Source organism: Enterobacter sp. kpr-6, from assembly GCF_900116015.1.
Taxonomy (GTDB): Bacteria; Pseudomonadota; Gammaproteobacteria; order Enterobacterales; family Enterobacteriaceae; genus Enterobacter_D.
The window spans coordinates 503731-521202 of the sequence record NZ_FOYH01000002.1; the positions used below are offsets into that span (position 1 = coordinate 503731).

At 60.7% G+C, this 17472-nt stretch carries 12 protein-coding genes; 5 read left to right on the forward strand and 7 right to left on the reverse strand.

From position 1 onward, the window contains the following. Positions 1-2: 2 nt before the first annotated feature. Both entE and entC read right to left on the reverse strand, forming a co-directional pair. Entirely contained in the window at positions 3-1613 is a 1611-nt protein-coding gene (gene entE, locus BM373_RS07095; protein WP_090460729.1) for a (2,3-dihydroxybenzoyl)adenylate synthase EntE, read from the reverse strand. Between the two features lie 9 nt (positions 1614-1622). Beyond that, positions 1623-2798 (reverse strand): isochorismate synthase EntC, encoded by a 1176-nt coding sequence (entC, locus tag BM373_RS07100; protein WP_090460730.1) that lies wholly within the window; start codon positions 2796-2798, stop codon positions 1623-1625. A gap of 183 nt (positions 2799-2981) precedes the next feature. Here entC and fepB point away from each other — a divergent pair, with 183 nt between their 5' ends. Beyond that, complete coding sequence (fepB, locus tag BM373_RS07105; protein WP_090460731.1) at positions 2982-3941, forward strand: Fe2+-enterobactin ABC transporter substrate-binding protein; 960 nt, start codon at positions 2982-2984, stop codon at positions 3939-3941. 108 nt (positions 3942-4049) lie between these two features. On the opposite strand, the gene entS is transcribed toward fepB, so the two are convergent. Further along, positions 4050-5294, reverse strand: coding sequence for an enterobactin transporter EntS (gene entS / locus BM373_RS07110; RefSeq protein ID WP_090460732.1), 1245 nt, complete (start codon positions 5292-5294; stop codon positions 4050-4052). A 111-nt stretch (positions 5295-5405) separates the two neighbouring features. On the opposite strand from entS, the gene fepD reads away from it, so the two are divergent. From fepD to fepC, 3 genes are read left to right on the forward strand one after another with little or no spacing between them, the layout of a single operon-like run. Then, a complete protein-coding gene (gene fepD, locus BM373_RS07115; RefSeq protein ID WP_090460733.1) occupies positions 5406-6413 on the forward strand; it encodes a Fe(3+)-siderophore ABC transporter permease in 1008 nt (335 codons plus the stop codon). After that, the gene (gene fepG / locus BM373_RS07120) at positions 6410-7402 is read left to right on the forward strand and encodes an iron-enterobactin ABC transporter permease (RefSeq protein WP_090460734.1); all 993 of its coding nucleotides are present in this window, start codon (positions 6410-6412) and stop codon (positions 7400-7402) included. Before fepD ends, fepG begins: the two co-directional genes overlap by 4 nt. Continuing rightward, positions 7399-8196, forward strand: coding sequence for an iron-enterobactin ABC transporter ATP-binding protein (gene fepC, locus BM373_RS07125; RefSeq protein WP_090460735.1), 798 nt, complete (start codon positions 7399-7401; stop codon positions 8194-8196). The genes fepG and fepC overlap by 4 nt, the downstream gene beginning before the upstream one ends. A gap of 36 nt (positions 8197-8232) precedes the next feature. Here the strand turns inward: fepC and wzz(fepE) are convergent, their stop codons facing one another. The 4 genes from wzz(fepE) to fes all read right to left on the reverse strand — a co-directional run bounded on the left by wzz(fepE) (position 8233) and on the right by fes (position 14914). Then, positions 8233-9366 (reverse strand): LPS O-antigen length regulator Wzz(fepE), encoded by a 1134-nt coding sequence (wzz(fepE), locus tag BM373_RS07130; RefSeq protein ID WP_090460736.1) that lies wholly within the window; start codon positions 9364-9366, stop codon positions 8233-8235. Between the two features lie 236 nt (positions 9367-9602). Beyond that, entirely contained in the window at positions 9603-13484 is a 3882-nt protein-coding gene (gene entF / locus BM373_RS07135) for an enterobactin non-ribosomal peptide synthetase EntF (protein ID WP_090460737.1), read from the reverse strand. Position 13485: 1 nt separating this feature from the next. Then, the gene (locus BM373_RS07140) at positions 13486-13695 is read right to left on the reverse strand and encodes an MbtH family protein (RefSeq protein WP_090460738.1); all 210 of its coding nucleotides are present in this window, start codon (positions 13693-13695) and stop codon (positions 13486-13488) included. Between the two features lie 16 nt (positions 13696-13711). Further along, on the reverse strand, positions 13712-14914 hold the full coding sequence (gene fes / locus BM373_RS07145; RefSeq protein WP_090460739.1) for an enterochelin esterase: 1203 nt from the start codon (positions 14912-14914) through the stop codon (positions 13712-13714). Between the two features lie 184 nt (positions 14915-15098). Here fes and BM373_RS07150 point away from each other — a divergent pair, with 184 nt between their 5' ends. Further along, entirely contained in the window at positions 15099-17348 is a 2250-nt protein-coding gene (locus BM373_RS07150) for a TonB-dependent siderophore receptor (protein ID WP_090460740.1), read from the forward strand. Positions 17349-17472 lie beyond the last annotated feature (124 nt).

Below are 17472 nucleotides of genomic sequence, written 5' to 3' on the forward strand. Positions count from 1 at the left end.
TATTACGCCTGCGACCTGTCGGCCAGCGCCTGGCGCAGTTTTTTCTTATCAACTTTACCCACCGGGGTCAGCGGCAGCGCGTCCACGCACTCCACGCGATCCGGCAGTTTAAATTCTGCAACGCCCTGCTCGCGCAAGAAGCGACGGATCTCCACCGGGCGCACCGGCTGTTTCACCACCAGATACGCACAGCTTTTCTCCCCGAGCAGGCTGTCTTCCATGCTCACCAGCGCGGCGTGGATCACCGCGTCATGGCGCAGCAGGAGGTTTTCGATCTCTTCGGCGGCAATTTTCTCGCCGCCCCGGTTGATCTGATCTTTCTCGCGCCCCTGCACGGTGATGTAGCCGTCGGCATCGATGGAAATCAGATCCCCTGAGCAGTAAAAACCGCTGGCGTCAAAGGCGCTGGCGTTGTGCTCAGGGCTATTGAAATAGCCGCGGAAGGTGTACGGGCCGCGTGTCATCAGGCGGCCCACTTCTCCCCGTGGTAACGGATTACCGTCGGCATCGGCCACCCACACTTCATCGTCCGGGGACATCGGACAGCCCTGGGTGTGATTCACCCGCTCCGGGCCATCATCCAGCCGGGTGTAGTTGACCAGCCCTTCCGCCATGCCGAATACCTGCTGAAGCTGGCAGCCCATCTCCGCCGGAATACGCGCGGCGAGCGTGGCTGATAACCGCGCCCCGCCGACCTGCAACAGTTTCAGCGACGCCAGTTGCGCATTGCTGCCCCACTCGCTAATCGCCTGCAACCACAGGCTGACCGCAGGTGGCACCAGCGCGGTGACGTTAATCTGGTGTTTTTCAATCAGGCCAAAGCACAGCGTGGCGCTCGGATCGGAGGCCAGCACCACCCGGCCCCCGGCGAGAAACACGCCGAGCGCGCCGGGTGAACTCAGCGGGTAGTTATGCGCGGCGGGCAGCGCACAGAGATAGCGGGTGTTTGCATCGAAGCCGCAGATTTCGTTGCTGCGCAGAACGCTGTAGTAGTAGTCGTTGTGGGTGCGCGGGATCAGCTTCGGCGTGCCGGTGCTGCCGCCGGAAAGCTGGAAAAACGCCACTTCGTCGGCAGGCGTGGGCGTGGCGATAAAATTCTCTGCCGCACGGTTAATCGCCGCATCCAGCGCGTGCTCGCCGTGGTCGTTACGCAGCAGAACCACGCGCACGCTTCTGTGTTCAGTGACAAATCCGTTCAGGAATTCGTCATCGTTAAACAGGGTGTGATCGCGATCGGCAATCAACAGCGTCGGGGCGATTTGCGCGGCGTAGGCGTTCAGTTCGCTGCGCTGATGGCTCGCCAGCGCGTTGACCGGGGCGACGCCCATTTTCAGCAGCGCAAAGAAAGTGATGTAAAACTCCGCCACGTTGCCAAGCTGCACCAGCGCGGTTTCTCCCCGGCGGATACCCGCAGCGCTCAGGGCGCTGGCAAGGTTGTCGGAAGCCTGGTCAAGCTGGCGGTAGCTCAGCGTGCGCTCGCCTTCAATGACCGCGGGCGCATCGCTTTGCGCGTGGCGGGTCAGCATGTCGGTCAGAGGCAGATCCTGCCAGTAGCCTTTTTCACGGTAGCGACGGGCAAATTCGTCGGGCCAGCGGGTAAAGGGGATGGTCATGAGAAATCCTTATTGCAGGCCAAAAACGTTGAGCATGGTGGAGAGTTTGACGCCGGTTTCGCGCCACTCGGCGGCGGGCGATGAGGCGGGGACAATGCCGGCTCCGGCAAACAGGCGCACGTTGTTTTCGTGCAGGCGGGCGCAGCGGATCGTCACCACCCATTCGCCGTTGCCCTGATCGTCACACCAGCCGACGATCCCGCCGAACAGTTCGCGGTCAAACGGCTCAAGTTCAGCAATTGCCCGGCGCGCCGCCTGATGCGGGTATCCGCTCAGGGCCGGGGTCGGGTGCAGCAGGCAGGCCAGCGACAGCGCGTTTTCTGCACCTGCGGCCACGCCGTCAACCGGGGTGGCTAAGTGCCACAGGGTCGGGGTATTCACCAGTTGCGGCGAGTCCGGCAGCCGCAGTTCACGGCTGCGTGGGGCCAGCACCGCTTTCATCGCCTGAGTCACCAGCTCGTGTTCGTGACGATCTTTTTGTGAGGCCAGCAGTTTGTTTCCGGCTTCGCGATCCAGCATGTCATCCGGCTGACGCCGCGCGGAACCGGCCAGCGGCAGCGAACTAAACTGCTCGCCCTCTTTACGCAGCAGCAGTTCCGGGCTGGCACCCAGCAGCACGCCGCCATCGGGCAGCGGTACGTGGAAGTTATAGCTCGCCGGGTTTTGCGCAATTAAGCGCTCCAGCAGCGCGCCGCTGTCCACGCGGGCGTTGGTGGTGATATCGATCAGGCGCGAGAGCACCACTTTATCGACTTCCGGCGTGGCGGTACGCGCGGCGGCATTCGCCACCATCGCCATAAAGGTCTCCTGCTCCGGGATCGCTTTACGCGCCAGTACGTTTAACGGCTCGCCACCCTGAAAATAGCGCGCACTTTGCTGCTTCGCGGGGCGGGAGAAGGTTTGCCAGGATTCGGGGATGAACAGCGAAGAAGGCTGCGTGGTGTCAAACGGGATCGCGCCGACCATGACCGGGCTGGTAATACCGTGCGCTTTTGCCTGCGCAAAGGCGGCGGCCAGTTTGGTCTGAAACGCACTTTGCAGATTATCGCCCTCTACCGCAGGCTCGGAAAAACGGGCAAAACAGCCGGATGTGGTAAAGCTTCGGTACGGGGACATCAGGAAAAAGCGATCGGGCGTTAGCGTTTGCACGGTGTGCTGGATCTCCTCGGCAAGGGACGTATCCATATCATCCTCCTAAAACGGTAAAGCTATTAAGAATAATTATCATTTATATTTGGGTCGGTAAGCTAAGAGTTATTGCCTGCCATGTCAACTCCAGTTAGTGCTTCTTACCGCTAATGCTTGCATCCGCCAGCGCAATGATGAAAATGAGAAGCGTTAACCGCAATATAAACAGGACGCGACGCTGTGAGATTTTCCCCGTTATCCCTCAAGCCCTTTTTGCTGCTCACTTTTTTAGTTTTCGGATTTTCTTCAACCCAGGCGGCCGACTGGCCACGTCAGGTTACTGACAGTCGCGGAACGCATACCCTTGATCACAAGCCGATGCGCATTGTTTCCACCAGCGTGACGCTCACCGGTTCGCTGCTGGCGATTGACGCGCCGGTTGTCGCCAGCGGCGCAACCACGCCGAATAACCGCGTCGCCGACGATCAGGGCTTTTTGCGCCAGTGGGGTGCGGTGGCCAAAGAGCGCAATGTGGCGCGGCTGTATATTGGCGAGCCGAGCGCCGAAGCCGTCGCCGCGCAGATGCCGGATTTGATTTTGATTAGCGCCACCGGCGGTGATTCCGCCCTTGCCCTGTACGATCAGCTTTCCGCCATAGCGCCGACGCTGGTGATTAACTACGACGATAAAAGCTGGCAGACGCTGTTAACGCAGTTAGGCGAGATGACCGGACAGGAAAAGCAGGCAAGCGCGCGGATCGCGGATTTCAGTGAGCAGTTGGCGAAGGTGAAACAGCAGATAACGCAGCCGCCGCAGCCGGTGAGTGCGCTGGTGTACAACGCGGCGGCGCACAACGCGAATCTGTGGACAAAGGATTCCGCTCAGGGGCAGTTGTTAGAACAGTTAGGCTTTACGCTGGCAACGCTGCCTGCAGGCCTGCAAACCAGCCAGAGCCAGGGCAAGCGCCATGATATTGTGCAACTGGGCGGGGAAAACCTGGCCGCCGGGCTGAACGGCGAAGCGCTGTTTTTGTTCGCCGGGAATGAGAAAGACGCCGACGCGATTTACGCCAACCCGCTACTGGGCCATCTCAATGCAGTGAAGAATAAGCGCGTGTATGCGCTGGGCACGGAAACCTTCCGCCTGGATTACTACAGCGCGACGCTTTTGCTTAAGCGGTTTGCGGAATTATTTGGCTGAGTGTTCCCCTCACCCCGGCCCTCTCCCCCAGGAGAGGGAGAAAGGCAAGTCCGCGCTCGGATTATCCCCTCTCCCTCAGGGAGAGGGTTAGGGTGAGGGTGTAATTTTTTAGTGTGAGGGTGACACACACTCCCCATTCCTGAACCGTCGCACCTCCGCCAGCACGATCACCAGCACCAGCCCAATCCCCGCCAGCACCCAGCCGCCGACACTCGCTGACGCCTGCGGCGTCATCAGCGCGCCCATACTGCCCAGCAGCGCCGCGCCAATCGCATCGCCGGTGACGTTCTGCGCCGTCCATAAGCCATTAATCCGTCCAAGCATCGCCTCCGGGGTTTGCGTCTGGATCAGCGTGTATTGCAGCAGCGAACTCACCGCGCTCAGCCAGCCGAACAGGGCGAGGAAAAACACGCCGAGCGCCCAGACCGGCATCAGGCTGAACAGCGCAATCGCCACAAACGCGGCCACCGTTGCGCAGAGCATAATCCTGCCCGGCCGCACGCTTTGCGCGATGTTGCCGCTGGTCAGTGCGCCAAAGGCGGCACCCAGCGGAACGGCGGCGTACAGCAGGCCGATCTCCGACGCTGACATCTGCCAGTCCACCGCCAGCGCCGGATAGAGCACGCGCACCGCGCTTGCCATCGTCAGCAGGCCGCCGAGCAGCGCAATACCACCAATCAGCGGGCTGCGGAGTAAAAACTGAAATGCGGCGAGCAGCGATTTTAGCGGATGCTCGCGCGGTTGCGGCGGCGGCGGCAACTGCGGCAGGCGCAGCAGCGTCAGGGTGGTGATAAACGTGCCCGCCGCTGCCAGAGCGTAGTTCCACACCACGCCGCCGGAGGCTAACAGCAACCCGCCGATCATCGGCGAGATCACCGAACCGAGGCGCACCGTCAGCATGGTGATCGCCCCCGCCTGCATTAAATTTTCGCGCCCGACCAGCGCAGGCGTTGCTGCCAGCAGCGCGGTCACCCCCAGCGCGCCGAAAAAGCCGTCCCACAGGCCGAGCAGATAAATCGCGGTCAGCGAGGGTTCCGGCAGCGCGGCGTTAATACACAACCCGACAAAACCGATGCCACATGTGCCACGCGCCAGCAGAATTAGACGCTTACGCTCGTAGCGATCCGCCAGCACTCCGCCGATCATCAGCCCGACAAACATCGCTCCACCGGTGAGCGTCACCGCCAGCCCTACCAGCGCGCTGGAGCCGGTCATCGCCTGGATTTGCACCGGGACGCCGACGCCAAGCAGCCCCAGCGACAAAATAGAAATAAAACGGGCGATAAAGACGGCGCGATACGCCGGGTGGGTTTTCAGCAGGCTCATATTCAGCAGCCAGGATTGTCGGTTCATTACAGTGCCTTAATGCGATTTCTCTTACCCTTTTGATGGTCGCACATGCTAACATGCCCGCATAAGATCGATAACGATAATTACTATCATTATCAGCTCAGGGACGCTGTTATGTCTTTTACCCCTCGCCTGGGGCGGCCCGCCGCCGTGACCGGGTTACTATTATTGTTGCTCCTCGCCTGCGCGCTCAGTTTACTGATCGGGGCGAAATCCCTGCCCTTTTCCGTCGTCACTGACGCCCTGACGGGCACCTGCCAGAGCGCCGACTGCACTATCGTGCTGGACGCCCGCCTGCCGCGCACCCTTGCCGGACTGCTCGCGGGCGGCGCGCTGGGCATCGCGGGAGCGCTGATGCAAACGCTGACCCGCAACCCGCTGGCCGATCCCGGTTTACTGGGCGTGAATGCGGGCGCAAGTTTCGCCATCGTGCTGGGTGCCGCCCTGCTCGGCATCACAACGCCGGTGGAACAACTGGCGCTGGCCTTTTCCGGCGCGCTTGCCGCCTCGCTGGTGGTGGCCTTTACCGGCAGCGCGGGGGGCGGGCAGTTAAGCCCGGTGCGTCTGACGCTGGCGGGCGTGGCGCTCGCCGCCGTGCTGGAAGGTTTATCGAGCGGCATCGCCCTGCTTAACCCGGACGTTTACGATCAACTGCGTTTCTGGCAGGCGGGCTCCCTTGATGTGCGCACCCTGCAAACCCTGAAAATCGTGCTGCTGCCGGTGCTGATTGCCGCAGGCGTGGCCCTGCTGCAAAGCCGCGCGCTGAATAGCCTGAGTCTCGGCACCGACACCGCCACGGCGCTCGGCAGTAAAGTCGCCCGCACGCAGCTTGTCGGCCTGCTGGCGATCACCGTACTGTGCGGCAGCGCCACCGCTGTGGTCGGGCCGATTGCGTTTATCGGCCTGATGATGCCGCACATGGCGCGCTGGCTGGTGGGCGCGGATCACCGCTGGTCGCTGCCCGTCACCCTGCTGGCCACCCCTGCCCTGCTGCTGTTTGCCGATATTCTTGGCCGCCTGCTGGTGCCGGGCGAGCTGCGCGTGTCTGTGGTCAGCGCCTTTATTGGTGCGCCCGTGCTGATCCTGCTGGTGCGCCGCCACCGTCGCGGAGGTGGCCTGTGACCGCGCCTTCCCGCCGTTTAGTTTTATCCTGTTTTCTGCTGGCGATCGTCAGCCTGCTGGTGGCGCTGTGGAGCCTGAAAAGCGGCGTGGTAACGCTGACGCTTGATGAGCTTTTCGCCGCTTTACGTGGCGATGCGCCGCGCGGCATCACGCTGGTGGTGAACGAATGGCGTCTGCCGCGCGTATTAATGGCGCTGCTGGTCGGGGCCGCGCTTGGCGTCAGCGGGGCGATTTTCCAGTCGCTGATGCGTAACCCGCTCGGCAGCCCGGACGTGATGGGCTTTAACACCGGGGCGTGGAGCGGCGTGCTGGTCGCGATGGTGCTGTTTGGTCAGCACTTAACGGCGATTGCGCTGGCGGCAATGGCGGGCGGGATTGTCACATCGCTGGTGGTCTGGCTGCTGGCCTGGCGCAACGGCATCGACACTTTCCGGCTGATCATTATCGGCATCGGCGTGCGCGCCATGCTGGTGGCTTTCAATACCTGGCTGCTGCTGCGTGCCTCCCTTGAAACCGCGCTCACCGCCGGGCTGTGGAATGCCGGTTCGCTCAACGGCCTGACCTGGGCCAAAACCTGGCCGTCCGCACCGATTTTGCTGGTGATGTTCATCTGCGCGGGCCTTCTCGTTCGCCGGATGCGGTTGCTGGAGATGGGCGACGACACCGCCTGTGCACTCGGGGTGAGCGTTGAGCGTTCGCGCCTGCTGCTGATGCTGGTGGCGGTGGTGCTCACCGCCAGCGCTACTGCGCTTGCCGGGCCGATTTCATTTATCGCGCTGGTCGCGCCGCACATTGCCCGACGCCTGAGCGCTACCGCGCGCTGGGGGTTAACCCAGTCGGCGCTGTGCGGGGGATTGCTGCTGCTCGCCGCCGATCTCTGTGCGCAGCAGGTGTTTATTCCGTATCAGCTTCCGGTCGGCGTGGTGACCGTGAGCCTCGGCGGTATCTACCTTATCGCCCTGTTAATTAAGGAGTCCCGCAAGAAATGAGTGAACTTTCATCCCGCCTGCGAGGTGATGCGCTCACCCTGGGCTACGGCAAAAAAATCGTGGCGGAAAGCCTTAATGTCACCATTCCCGACGGCCATTTCACGGCGATTATTGGCCCCAACGGGTGCGGAAAGTCCACGCTGCTGCGCACCTTAAGCCGCCTGATGACGCCGACCGAAGGCCACGTTTTTCTCGACGGCGAGCAGATCCAGCGCTTTAACAGCAAAGAGGTGGCGCGGCGCATCGGGCTGTTAGCGCAAAACGCCACCACGCCCGGCGACATCACCGTGCAGGAGCTGGTGGCGCGCGGGCGCTATCCGCACCAGCCGCTGTTCACCCGCTGGCGCAAAGAGGATGACGCGGCGGTGAACCGGGCGATGCAGGCCACCGGGATTGCGGATTTAGCGCTGCAAAGCGTGGATACGCTCTCAGGCGGTCAGCGCCAGCGGGCATGGATTGCGATGGTACTGGCGCAGGAAACCAAAATTATGCTGCTGGACGAGCCAACAACCTGGCTTGATATCAGTTATCAGATTGACGTGCTGGAGTTGTTAAGCGAGCTGAACCGTGAGCAGGGCTACACGCTGGCTGCGGTGCTGCACGATCTGAATCAGGCCTGTCGCTACGCCACGCATCTGATTGCGCTGCGGGACGGCAGAATCGTGGCGCAGGGCGCGCCGAAAAAGATTGTGACGGCAGAACTGATCGAAGCGATTTACGGGCTGCGCTGCATCATCATTGACGATCCGGTTGCCCATACGCCGCTGGTGGTGCCGCTGGGCCGCACGCGTTAACCGGCCCGGCAGCGCAACGCCACCGGGCACCGCCATTTAATGCGACGGTTCGAGGGTCATTTCTGGCGGTAAAACGCGGGTCATCATTGCGTTACGCAGCAGCACGCCGCCGCAGGCAATCATTCCACCCAGTACCGCGGCAATCAGCACAATAAGCGATTTGCCGGCACCGTCTTTTTTCACCGGGTATGACGGTGAAAGCTGATAATTAAACGGCGAGAAAGAGACATCCTGGACGCTCACTTTTTCAAGCTCTGCCAGGTGATATTCACGGTTACGCAATTCCGCATTCAGATCTGAAATATCACTCAGGGATTTCTCAATCTTTAATTTCTCCTGAATACCGTCGGCACCCAGCGCGATTGAGAAATCAGGATCGTCATTGACCACCTGACCATTACTGTAAACCGGCTTCTTAATCCCGGCGGCATTTGCCACTTCAAGGGAGTAATTCAGACGCTGAATTTTAATATCACGCTGCGTGGTTAATCTGACACGGTCAAGCGCCAGCTTTTCCCGCTCAAAACGGGTATTTAAGTCCACGGTATTGCGGATATTATCCATCGCATCTTTGACGACACGGGCACTGATAAAATCGATATAGCCCTGAAGCACGGTCTGCGCTTCTTTGCTCGTTGGCGCGCTGAAACTTAAAGTCCAGGCAACATAAGGCAACTCCGTCTCGTTTTTCAGTTTGGCGTTATCTGCCGCTTTCATATTGCTTGCGAGGCCCACCAGCGCGCGCTGTAGCTCAAGCGGTTCAACGTTAGCCTGCTTCAGTTGCCCCATGACATCAGGGGACGCGAGGAAATATTCCTCCATCAGCGAGCGGGAACTGAACGCCTTAATAAACTGATTGAAGATTTCGCCACGGTGTAACGAGACATCAATATTCAGCACTTTAAGCTGCGTCAACATGCGATCAACTTCGCGCCACTGCATTGATTCTGCGGGGGTTATAATCGCACTGCTGGTCCATTTCTGCGGCAGCAAAAACGAGCCGAGAACACCAAGAAGCGCAAATATCAGCGTCACGCCAATAATCTGTTTTTTCGCAGACCATAAAACATCAATCAGCGCGAGAAGATTGATTTCGTGTTTGTGGTGGGGTTCAAGCGGATAACGGCTGAATTCCACATCCGTGTTTTGTTTAATCGTCGTTGATGACATTTTTTTAACTTCTTAATGAGTACAAAATAAGCAAAAGCCAACATGGGGGTATGATAAACCGAATTGAGAAAAATCTGAATAAAACTTTAACACTGCTTATCAGACACCTACAAAAAATAGTAGTTTCAGGGGAGTTTTCAGCGGAAATACTGCGCTAAAAAAATAAAAATAATTTCACTTAAGGAAGCGGAAAGCCCCTCCGGGATAAATTTTCACCACGGAGGGGATCAAAACAATTATTTCAACAGCGCGGCAAGCGTCGGGCCGATATCAAGAAACGCCCGGGGTGAAATAATATCGACGTGGGCACAATCCTGGCGGTAAATATCCAGATCGGCAATCCAGGGGGCCCAGGCCCGCGCCGGATCCATTCCTTCCGGCAGCGTTTTTTGCGCGACAAACAGCGTGGCTTTGCCGCCAAACGGCACGCTGTGGGCGGTGGAAAGCAGGCGCACGGCATCGCCGTAGTTGCCTTCAATCGCGCTGAACAATTCGCCAGAAGTACTCCCCTGTTGTGCCGCCAGAAACGCCTCACGCTCGCGGTTAATTTCCGCCAGCACTTCGGGATCCAGTCCGTTGGCCTCTTTTTGCGCCCAGTTTTGCGTCTCCGGCGGCCAGGTATCCAGCAGGCCGAGAAACGCCACCGTCTCGCCGCGCGCGCGCAACCGGGCGGCGATATTCTGCGCCAGCGTACCGCCGAGCGAATAGCCAAACAGGTGATACGGCCCGGTCGGTTGGTGTGCCAGCAGCGTGGCGAGATGGTGTTCGCACACCTCATCCAGCGTGGCGGCGCTTTCCATCGGCCCGCCGGGGCGCGGCGACTGAATGCCGGTGATTGACCAGCGCGGGCTGAGGTAGCGCGCCAGCACGCTGAACTGCCAGGCAAAGCCGGACGCCGGGTGGAAGCAGAACAGCGTCGGGCCGTCGGCCTCGCGCAGCGGCAACAGCGTTTCATAGCCCAGGCGCTGCGTGGCGGCATCGTCGGCGTTTTCCAGCAGCGCGGTGAGCGCGCGAACCGTCGAGGCGACCATGATCTGCCCCGGCGTCACCGGGCGGTTACATTCCCGACTGAGCGCGGCAGCCAGGCGCATCGCCAGCAGCGAGTGCCCGCCGAGGGCAAAGAAATCGGCCTCAACGTCGTTCACCTCTGTGCCGAGCAGCGCGCTAAACGCCTGCGCGACGGCGCGTTCTGTCGCCGTCTGCGGCGCGCGGCCCGACGCTTTCGCCGCGAGAACAGGCAGCGGCAGCGCTTTACGATCCAGCTTGCCGTTAGCGCTGAGCGGCAGTTCGCTTAACTGCACCAGCACCACCGGCACCATGTGCGCGGGCAGTTGTGCCTGCAAAAGTTCCAGTAAGTTCTTATTATCGAGCGGCAGGCCCGATTCCGAAACGTAATAGCCGACCAGTTGACGGGCATCACCGCCGCCCGCCGCCGCCTGGTTCAGCACGCAGGCGTGCGCCACCGCCTGGGCTACGCCCGGCAGATTTTGCATCGCCCGGTCGATTTCACCCGGCTCGATGCGCTGGCCGCGAATTTTTAGCTGATCGTCGCTGCGACCTAAATATTCCACCGCGCCGTCCGGCAGCCAGCGGGCGACATCCCCGGTACGGTACATGCGCTCGCCTGGTGCGAACGGATCGGCGATAAAACGGCTGGCGGTGAGATCCGGCCGCCCCAGGTAGCCCTGTGCCAGTTGGATGCCGGTGAGATACAAATCCCCCGCCACGCCCGGCGGCACCGGGTGCATCATGGCATCGAGAATGCGCAGCCCCGTATTCCACACCGGGAAGCCAATCGGCACGCTGTTCCCGCGTACCGCCGCGAGTGTGTCGCCGTACGCCGGATACCAGCTTACGTCCACCGCCGCTTCCGTCGGGCCGTAGAGATTATGCAGCGGCACGCCGGTGACCTTTTCCCACTCCCGGCACAGATCGGTCGGTAACGCCTCGCCGCTACAGAACACCTTGTTAAGCGTGCGGCAGTTCACCACGTTTTCCGGGGTTAGCGCAGCGACAAACGCCGCCAGCATCGACGGCACGAAGTGGGTGGTGGTGACGCCAAAGCGGGCGAAAAAGTGTTGTAACGCCTGCGGATCGCGGTGCGCGTCCGGCTCGGCCATCACCAGTTTAGCTCCGGCGATAAACGGCCAGAAAAATTCCCACACCGAGACGTCAAAACTGCACGGCGTTTTTTGCGCCACCACGTCAGCCGCACTGAGCGGGTAGTGATCCTGCATCCACAGCAGGCGGTTGACGATCGCCGTCTGCCCGACCATCACCCCTTTCGGGCGGCCGGTAGAGCCGGAGGTGAAAATGATGTACGCGGTGTGTTCCGGTTGCGATGACGGCAGCGCGGCGCTGTCGGCAGGCGGCAGCGGCGCGTTGTAACACAGGTGCGCCAGGTCCGGGATGTCGGCAAACCGCGCCCACTGATCGTCAGTGGTGATCAGCAGCCGGGGATGCGCGTCTTCAATCATCATCCGCAGGCGGTCGTCCGGGTAGCCGGTATCGAGCGGCAGCCAGGCCGCGCCCGCCTCGACAATCGCATGCAGTGCAAGGGTCAGAAACACCGAGCGCGGCAGCGCCACGGCCACGCTGTCGCCGGGCGCAACGCCCTGCTCGCGCAGCTTTTGCGCCAGCGCCACCACCTGCTCACGCATTTCGCGGTAGCTGAACTGCCAGTGCGCATCCATAAGCGCCGGGGCGTCAGGGGTTTTATGCGCCTGTTCCGCCACCAGCCCGCTGAGGGTAATGGCGGGGATCGCGTGTTCGGTGGCGTTAATGCGCGCAATCTGCTGGCGTTCTTCGGCAGAGATCAGTTCCGCCTCGCCAACCGGCAGCACCGAATTAGCGGCAAACTGGCGCAGCAGCGCGTCGAGGCGCGATGCATGGGCGTTAAGCGCCTCTTCGTCGTAGCGCGCGCGGTTCGCCAGCACTTCGATTTCCAGCCCGCCCTCGTCACTGGGGAACAGGGCGATCTCCAGATCGTTCACCGGTCCGGTGGCCAGCGTATGGGTGATGCCCGGCGCGCCATCGATATCTAACTGATAATCAAACATTTTGACGTTAAGCACCGGGCCAAACAGCGCTTCATCCCCCGCCGCGCGTCCGCTGTCACGCACGATTTGTTCGGCGTCATAACGCTGATGGCGGCGCATTTTTTTAAGCGTCGCGGCGAGATTTTGCGCCAGTTCGCTAAGGGTGGCGCGGGCGTCGATGTGAATACCCAGCGGCAGCACGTTGAGCACCGGGCCGGTGGCGGTGAGCGCCGCCGATCCCATGCGGCGCATAAAGATAAATCCGGCAGCGTAATCCAGCCGCCCGGAAAGACGGCCAATCCACAGCGCCACCAGTGCCAGCGCCAGATCCGCCCGCTGACTGCCCGGCACACTCGCGGCCAACCGGGAGAAGGCCTGGCGATCGAGATTTAACTTCAGGCGCACAATATCGGTGGTCGCCGCGCGCCCCGGCAGCGGGCGGTCGGAGAGCGATACCGGCGGCGGCAGTTCACGCCGCACCTGTGCCCAGTACGCCCCGTCGCGGACATACGCTTCGCTGTCGCGGTAGCGCTGGTATTCCTCCACCACCTCCGCAAACGGCGTAAACGGTGACGCGGGGGTGGATTCGTCGTTGCGCCACGCGCGGTAAATCGCGGCGATCTGACGGGTAATGGCGGGGAAACTGAAGCCATCCACCACTAAATGATGGTAACGCTGATACCAGTACCAGCGGTTATCCGCCACGCGCAGCAACTGATGGAACACCAGCGGATTGCCGCTTTCGACGCGCAAATTCTGGTCCAGATCGGCCTGCATCTGCGCGCGCGCGGCGGCGTGCGGATCGGCGGCGTGGCGTACATCGATAACGGCAGGTTCAGCAAAGGTGAGCGATTCATCCACCCACTGGAACACCTCGCCGTTATCTTCGACAAAGCGTGTGCGCAGGGTATCGGCCTGCATCATGCCGGCGACAATCGCCTGGCAGAACAGCGGCGCGTCGAGATCGGCGTGCGCGATTTCCACGTAATGCGCCACGCTCCAGGCGTTGGGCAAGGTGGAGAGTTTTTCAGCCAGATAGATCCCGGGCTGGGCGGCGACCAAAGGCAGGCGTACGGACATATCAGACTCCGGAAACGAAATGAGCGGGGGTTAACGTCTGCCACTGCGCGGCAAGCCAGGCGTTGCAGGTCTCCTGCGGCGCGGGGTCGCACACCACCCGCCAGCCCGCAGGCAGCGCACACTGCACGGGCCAGAGGCTGTAGTGCTGCTGCGCGTTTTGCAGAATATAAAAATGCCCCTGCGCATCATCGAAGGGATTGCTGAAAGCCATACCAAACTCCTGTCTTTTAAAGCGACTGCCAGAGCGTCATCAGCCCCGCCGTCAGCCCGCCACGCCAGCACAGCGCATCGTGTCCGCCGTCAACCTGACGCCAGATCACCGGCTGTTGGGTGTGCTGTAATTGGGTTAAGAGCGCCTGATTCGCGCGAAAAATCTGCGGCTCACGCAGGCCCGCTTCCAGCAGGATGCGCAGCGTTTTCGCCGTCACTTCGCCACGCTTTAACTGTTCGATCAGCTCGCCGTCCTGCTGTGCGCCACGATGCGGCCACCAGTAAGAACCGGACTGGCTCAGCACGCAGCCAAAGCGTTCCGGCCAGTGCAGCCCGGCGTAGAGCGACGACAGCCCGCCGAAGCTCTGCCCCGCCACCAGCGTGCGTTCCGGGCGATCGCTGAAGGGCGCGATGGCAAAAACATCGGGTAATAATTCCTGCTGCACCGCCTGCCAGAAATCGGCGTTGCAGGGCAATTCACGGCTGCGGTGCGCGGTGTCGATGGCGTCGATTAAGACATACACCGCAGGCGGCAACTGGCCGTCGCGGGTGAGCGCCGCCAGCGCAGGCCAGACGGGCATACTTTCGGCCCAGAATTGCCCGTCGAGCAGCACCGCCAGCGGGCGATCGTCACTGTTATCGTCACCGGTGGTGTAGATCCACACCCGGCGGCTATTGTTGAGAATGGCGCTGCGCCACTGAATGCATACGGGCGGCGTATAAGGTATGTCATGCGCGTTCCAGCCCGGCTGGACGGGCGCGTCCGGCAATTCAAGTGCAGATACCGCATGACCGCGCCCCCCTTTCCAGGATTGCGGATTGAGCGGATCGGAAAGCGCGTGGGGTAATAATTTGCGCCAGCCTTCACGCAGCGCCGCGCGGTCGGGCGTAGCTGTGGCAAAGACCGTATCGGCAAAATCCTGCGCGTTCGCTGAGGGAATAAAACAGTAGCTGCCGCGCCAGGTGGCATCCAGCGTGGTTTGCCAGAACCAGACATCGGTGCCCGCAATGCGGCTTAAGGATTGCGGCGCGCACTGCTGGTGATGATCGGTGACGCCGGTGATGTAGAGCCAGACCCGGCGCACGTCTGAGGTGGTTTCATCTCCCGCCGGATCGCGCCACCAGAAGGTAACCCGGCACGCGCTGTCGTTTTCACGGAACCATTCCGGCCCGCGCTTCGCTGCCCACCAGCCTTCGCTTCCTGTCGCATGTGTTGTCACGATGATAACCCTATGTTTCCTGTGTCGTTTTCAGTAACACCTGAAAAAACGTTGATAATATTATTGATAACTATTTTCATTTGCAATAGCGTATTGGCGCGCTGTGGGAAGCGCGTCTTTCAATCCCGCTGTGTCCTTCCCGTTGGGAAAGGAACGCCGGACACGGCTAAAAACAGGTAACACAATGAATAACAAACTGAAAGCCCTGACCGTACTGGTCAATATGGGAATTTATGGGGTCGCGCTTCCACTGCATGCAGAGGAAACATCCGCCGCTGAAGAGACCATCGTGGTCACGGCACAACAGCAGAATCTCCAGGCACCGGGCGTGTCGACCATTACCGCCGATGAGATCCGCAAAAATCCTCCGGCACGTGACGTGTCCGAAATCATTCGTACTATGCCGGGCGTAAACCTCACCGGCAACGCCACCAGCGGTCAGCGCGGCAACAATCGCCAGATTGATATTCGCGGCATGGGCCCGGAAAACACGCTGATCCTCGTGGACGGCAAGCCGATCACCAGCCGTAACTCAGTGCGTCTGGGCTGGCGCGGCGAGCGCGATACGCGCGGTGACACCAGTTGGGTACCGGCGGATATGATCGAGCGCATTGAAGTGATCCGTGGCCCGGCGGCAGCGCGTTACGGCAACGGCGCGGCGGGCGGCGTGGTGAATATCATCACCAAAAAAGTCAGCGATGAGTGGCACGGCTCGTGGAATGCCTATTTCAATGCGCCGGAGCACAAAGACGAAGGCGCGACCAAACGCACCGATTTCAGCCTGACCGGCCCGCTGGGCGGCGATTTCAGCTTCCGTCTGTACGGCAATCTGGATAAAACCCAGGCCGACGCGTGGGACATCAACAAAGGCCACCAGTCTGAGCGTACCGGCAACTATGCCGACACCCTTGCCGCAGGCCGCGAAGGGGTGAAAAACAAGAACATTAACGGCGTGGTGCGCTGGGAATTTGCCCCGATGAACGCGCTGGAGTTTGAAGCGGGTTACAGCCGCCAGGGGAACCTGTACGCGGGCGACACGCAAAACACCAATAACGACAACAAAACCAACGGACTGGTGAAAGAGAATTACGGCAAAGAAACTAACCGTATTTATCGCCAGAACTACGCGGTCACCTGGACCGGCGGCTGGGATAATGGCGTCACCACCAGCACCTGGGCGCAGTACGAGCACACGCGCAACTCGCGTCTCGGCGAAGGTCTGGCGGGCGGCACCGAAGGGTTGTTCTCCAGCAAAGAATTCAGCGACATCAACCTCTCTGACGTGATGCTGCACAGCGAAGTCAACCTTCCGCTCGATCTGTGGGTGAATCAGAACCTGACGCTCGGCACCGAGTGGAACCAGCAGCGCATGAAAGATGGCGCGTCGAACACCCAGGAACTCTCCGGCGGTTCGATTCCGGGTCTCGACAGCAAGGGCCGCAGCCCGTACTCCAGCGCGGAGATTTTCTCGCTGTTTGCTGAAGACAATATGGAGCTGACCGACAGCACCATGCTGACGCCGGGCCTGCGTTTTGATCATCACACCATCGCGGGCAACAACTGGAGCCCGGCGCTGAACCTGTCGCAGGGTCTGGGCGACGATTTCACCCTGAAAATGGGCATCGCCCGCGCCTATAAAGCGCCGAGCCTGTACCAGACCAACGACAACTACATTCTCTACAGCCGCGGTCAGGGCTGCTACGCCAGCGCCGCTAACGTCGGGTGCTACATGGTCGGCAACGACGATCTGAAAGCCGAAACCAGCGTGAACAAAGAGATTGGGCTGGAGTACAAGCACGAAGGCTGGCTGGCCGGGGTGACCTGGTTCCGCAACGATTACCGCGACAAGATCGAAGCGGGTTACGCGCCGCTGGGCCAGACCTCCACCACCAAGGTGAAAACCGATATTTACCAGTGGGAAAACGTGCCGAAAGCGGTGGTTGAAGGGCTGGAAGGCACGCTCAACGTCCCGGTTTCAGAGAGCGTGAACTGGACTAACAACGTGACTTACATGCTGCAAAGTAAGAATAAAAAGACCGGCGAGCGCCTGTCGATTATTCCTGAGTACACGCTAAACTCGACGCTGAGCTGGCAGGTTCGTGACGATCTGTCACTGCAATCGACCTTCACCTGGTACGGCAAGCAGCAGCCGAAGAAGTATAACTATCAGGGCGAGCCGACCACCGGTTCCGAAACCAACGAAGTCAGCCCGTACAGCATTGTTGGTCTGAGCGGCACCTGGGACATGACCAAAAACGTCAGTCTGACCGCAGGCGTGGACAACGTGTTCGACAAACGCCACTGGCGCGCGGGCAACGCCCAGACCACCGGCGGCGTGACCAACGGCGTGTCGAGCTACATGTACGGCGCGGGCGCGGAGACGTATAACGAGTCCGGACGCACGTGGTTTATGGGTGTGAATACGCACTTCTGATGATTGCTTTACACCCTCACCCCGGCCCTCTCCCTTAGGGAGAGGGAGGTTTATGTCCCCTCTCCCTCAGGGAGAGGGTGAAAGGCGGGCCTGAGTGCGCACTCGATCAGTCCCCTCTCCCTAA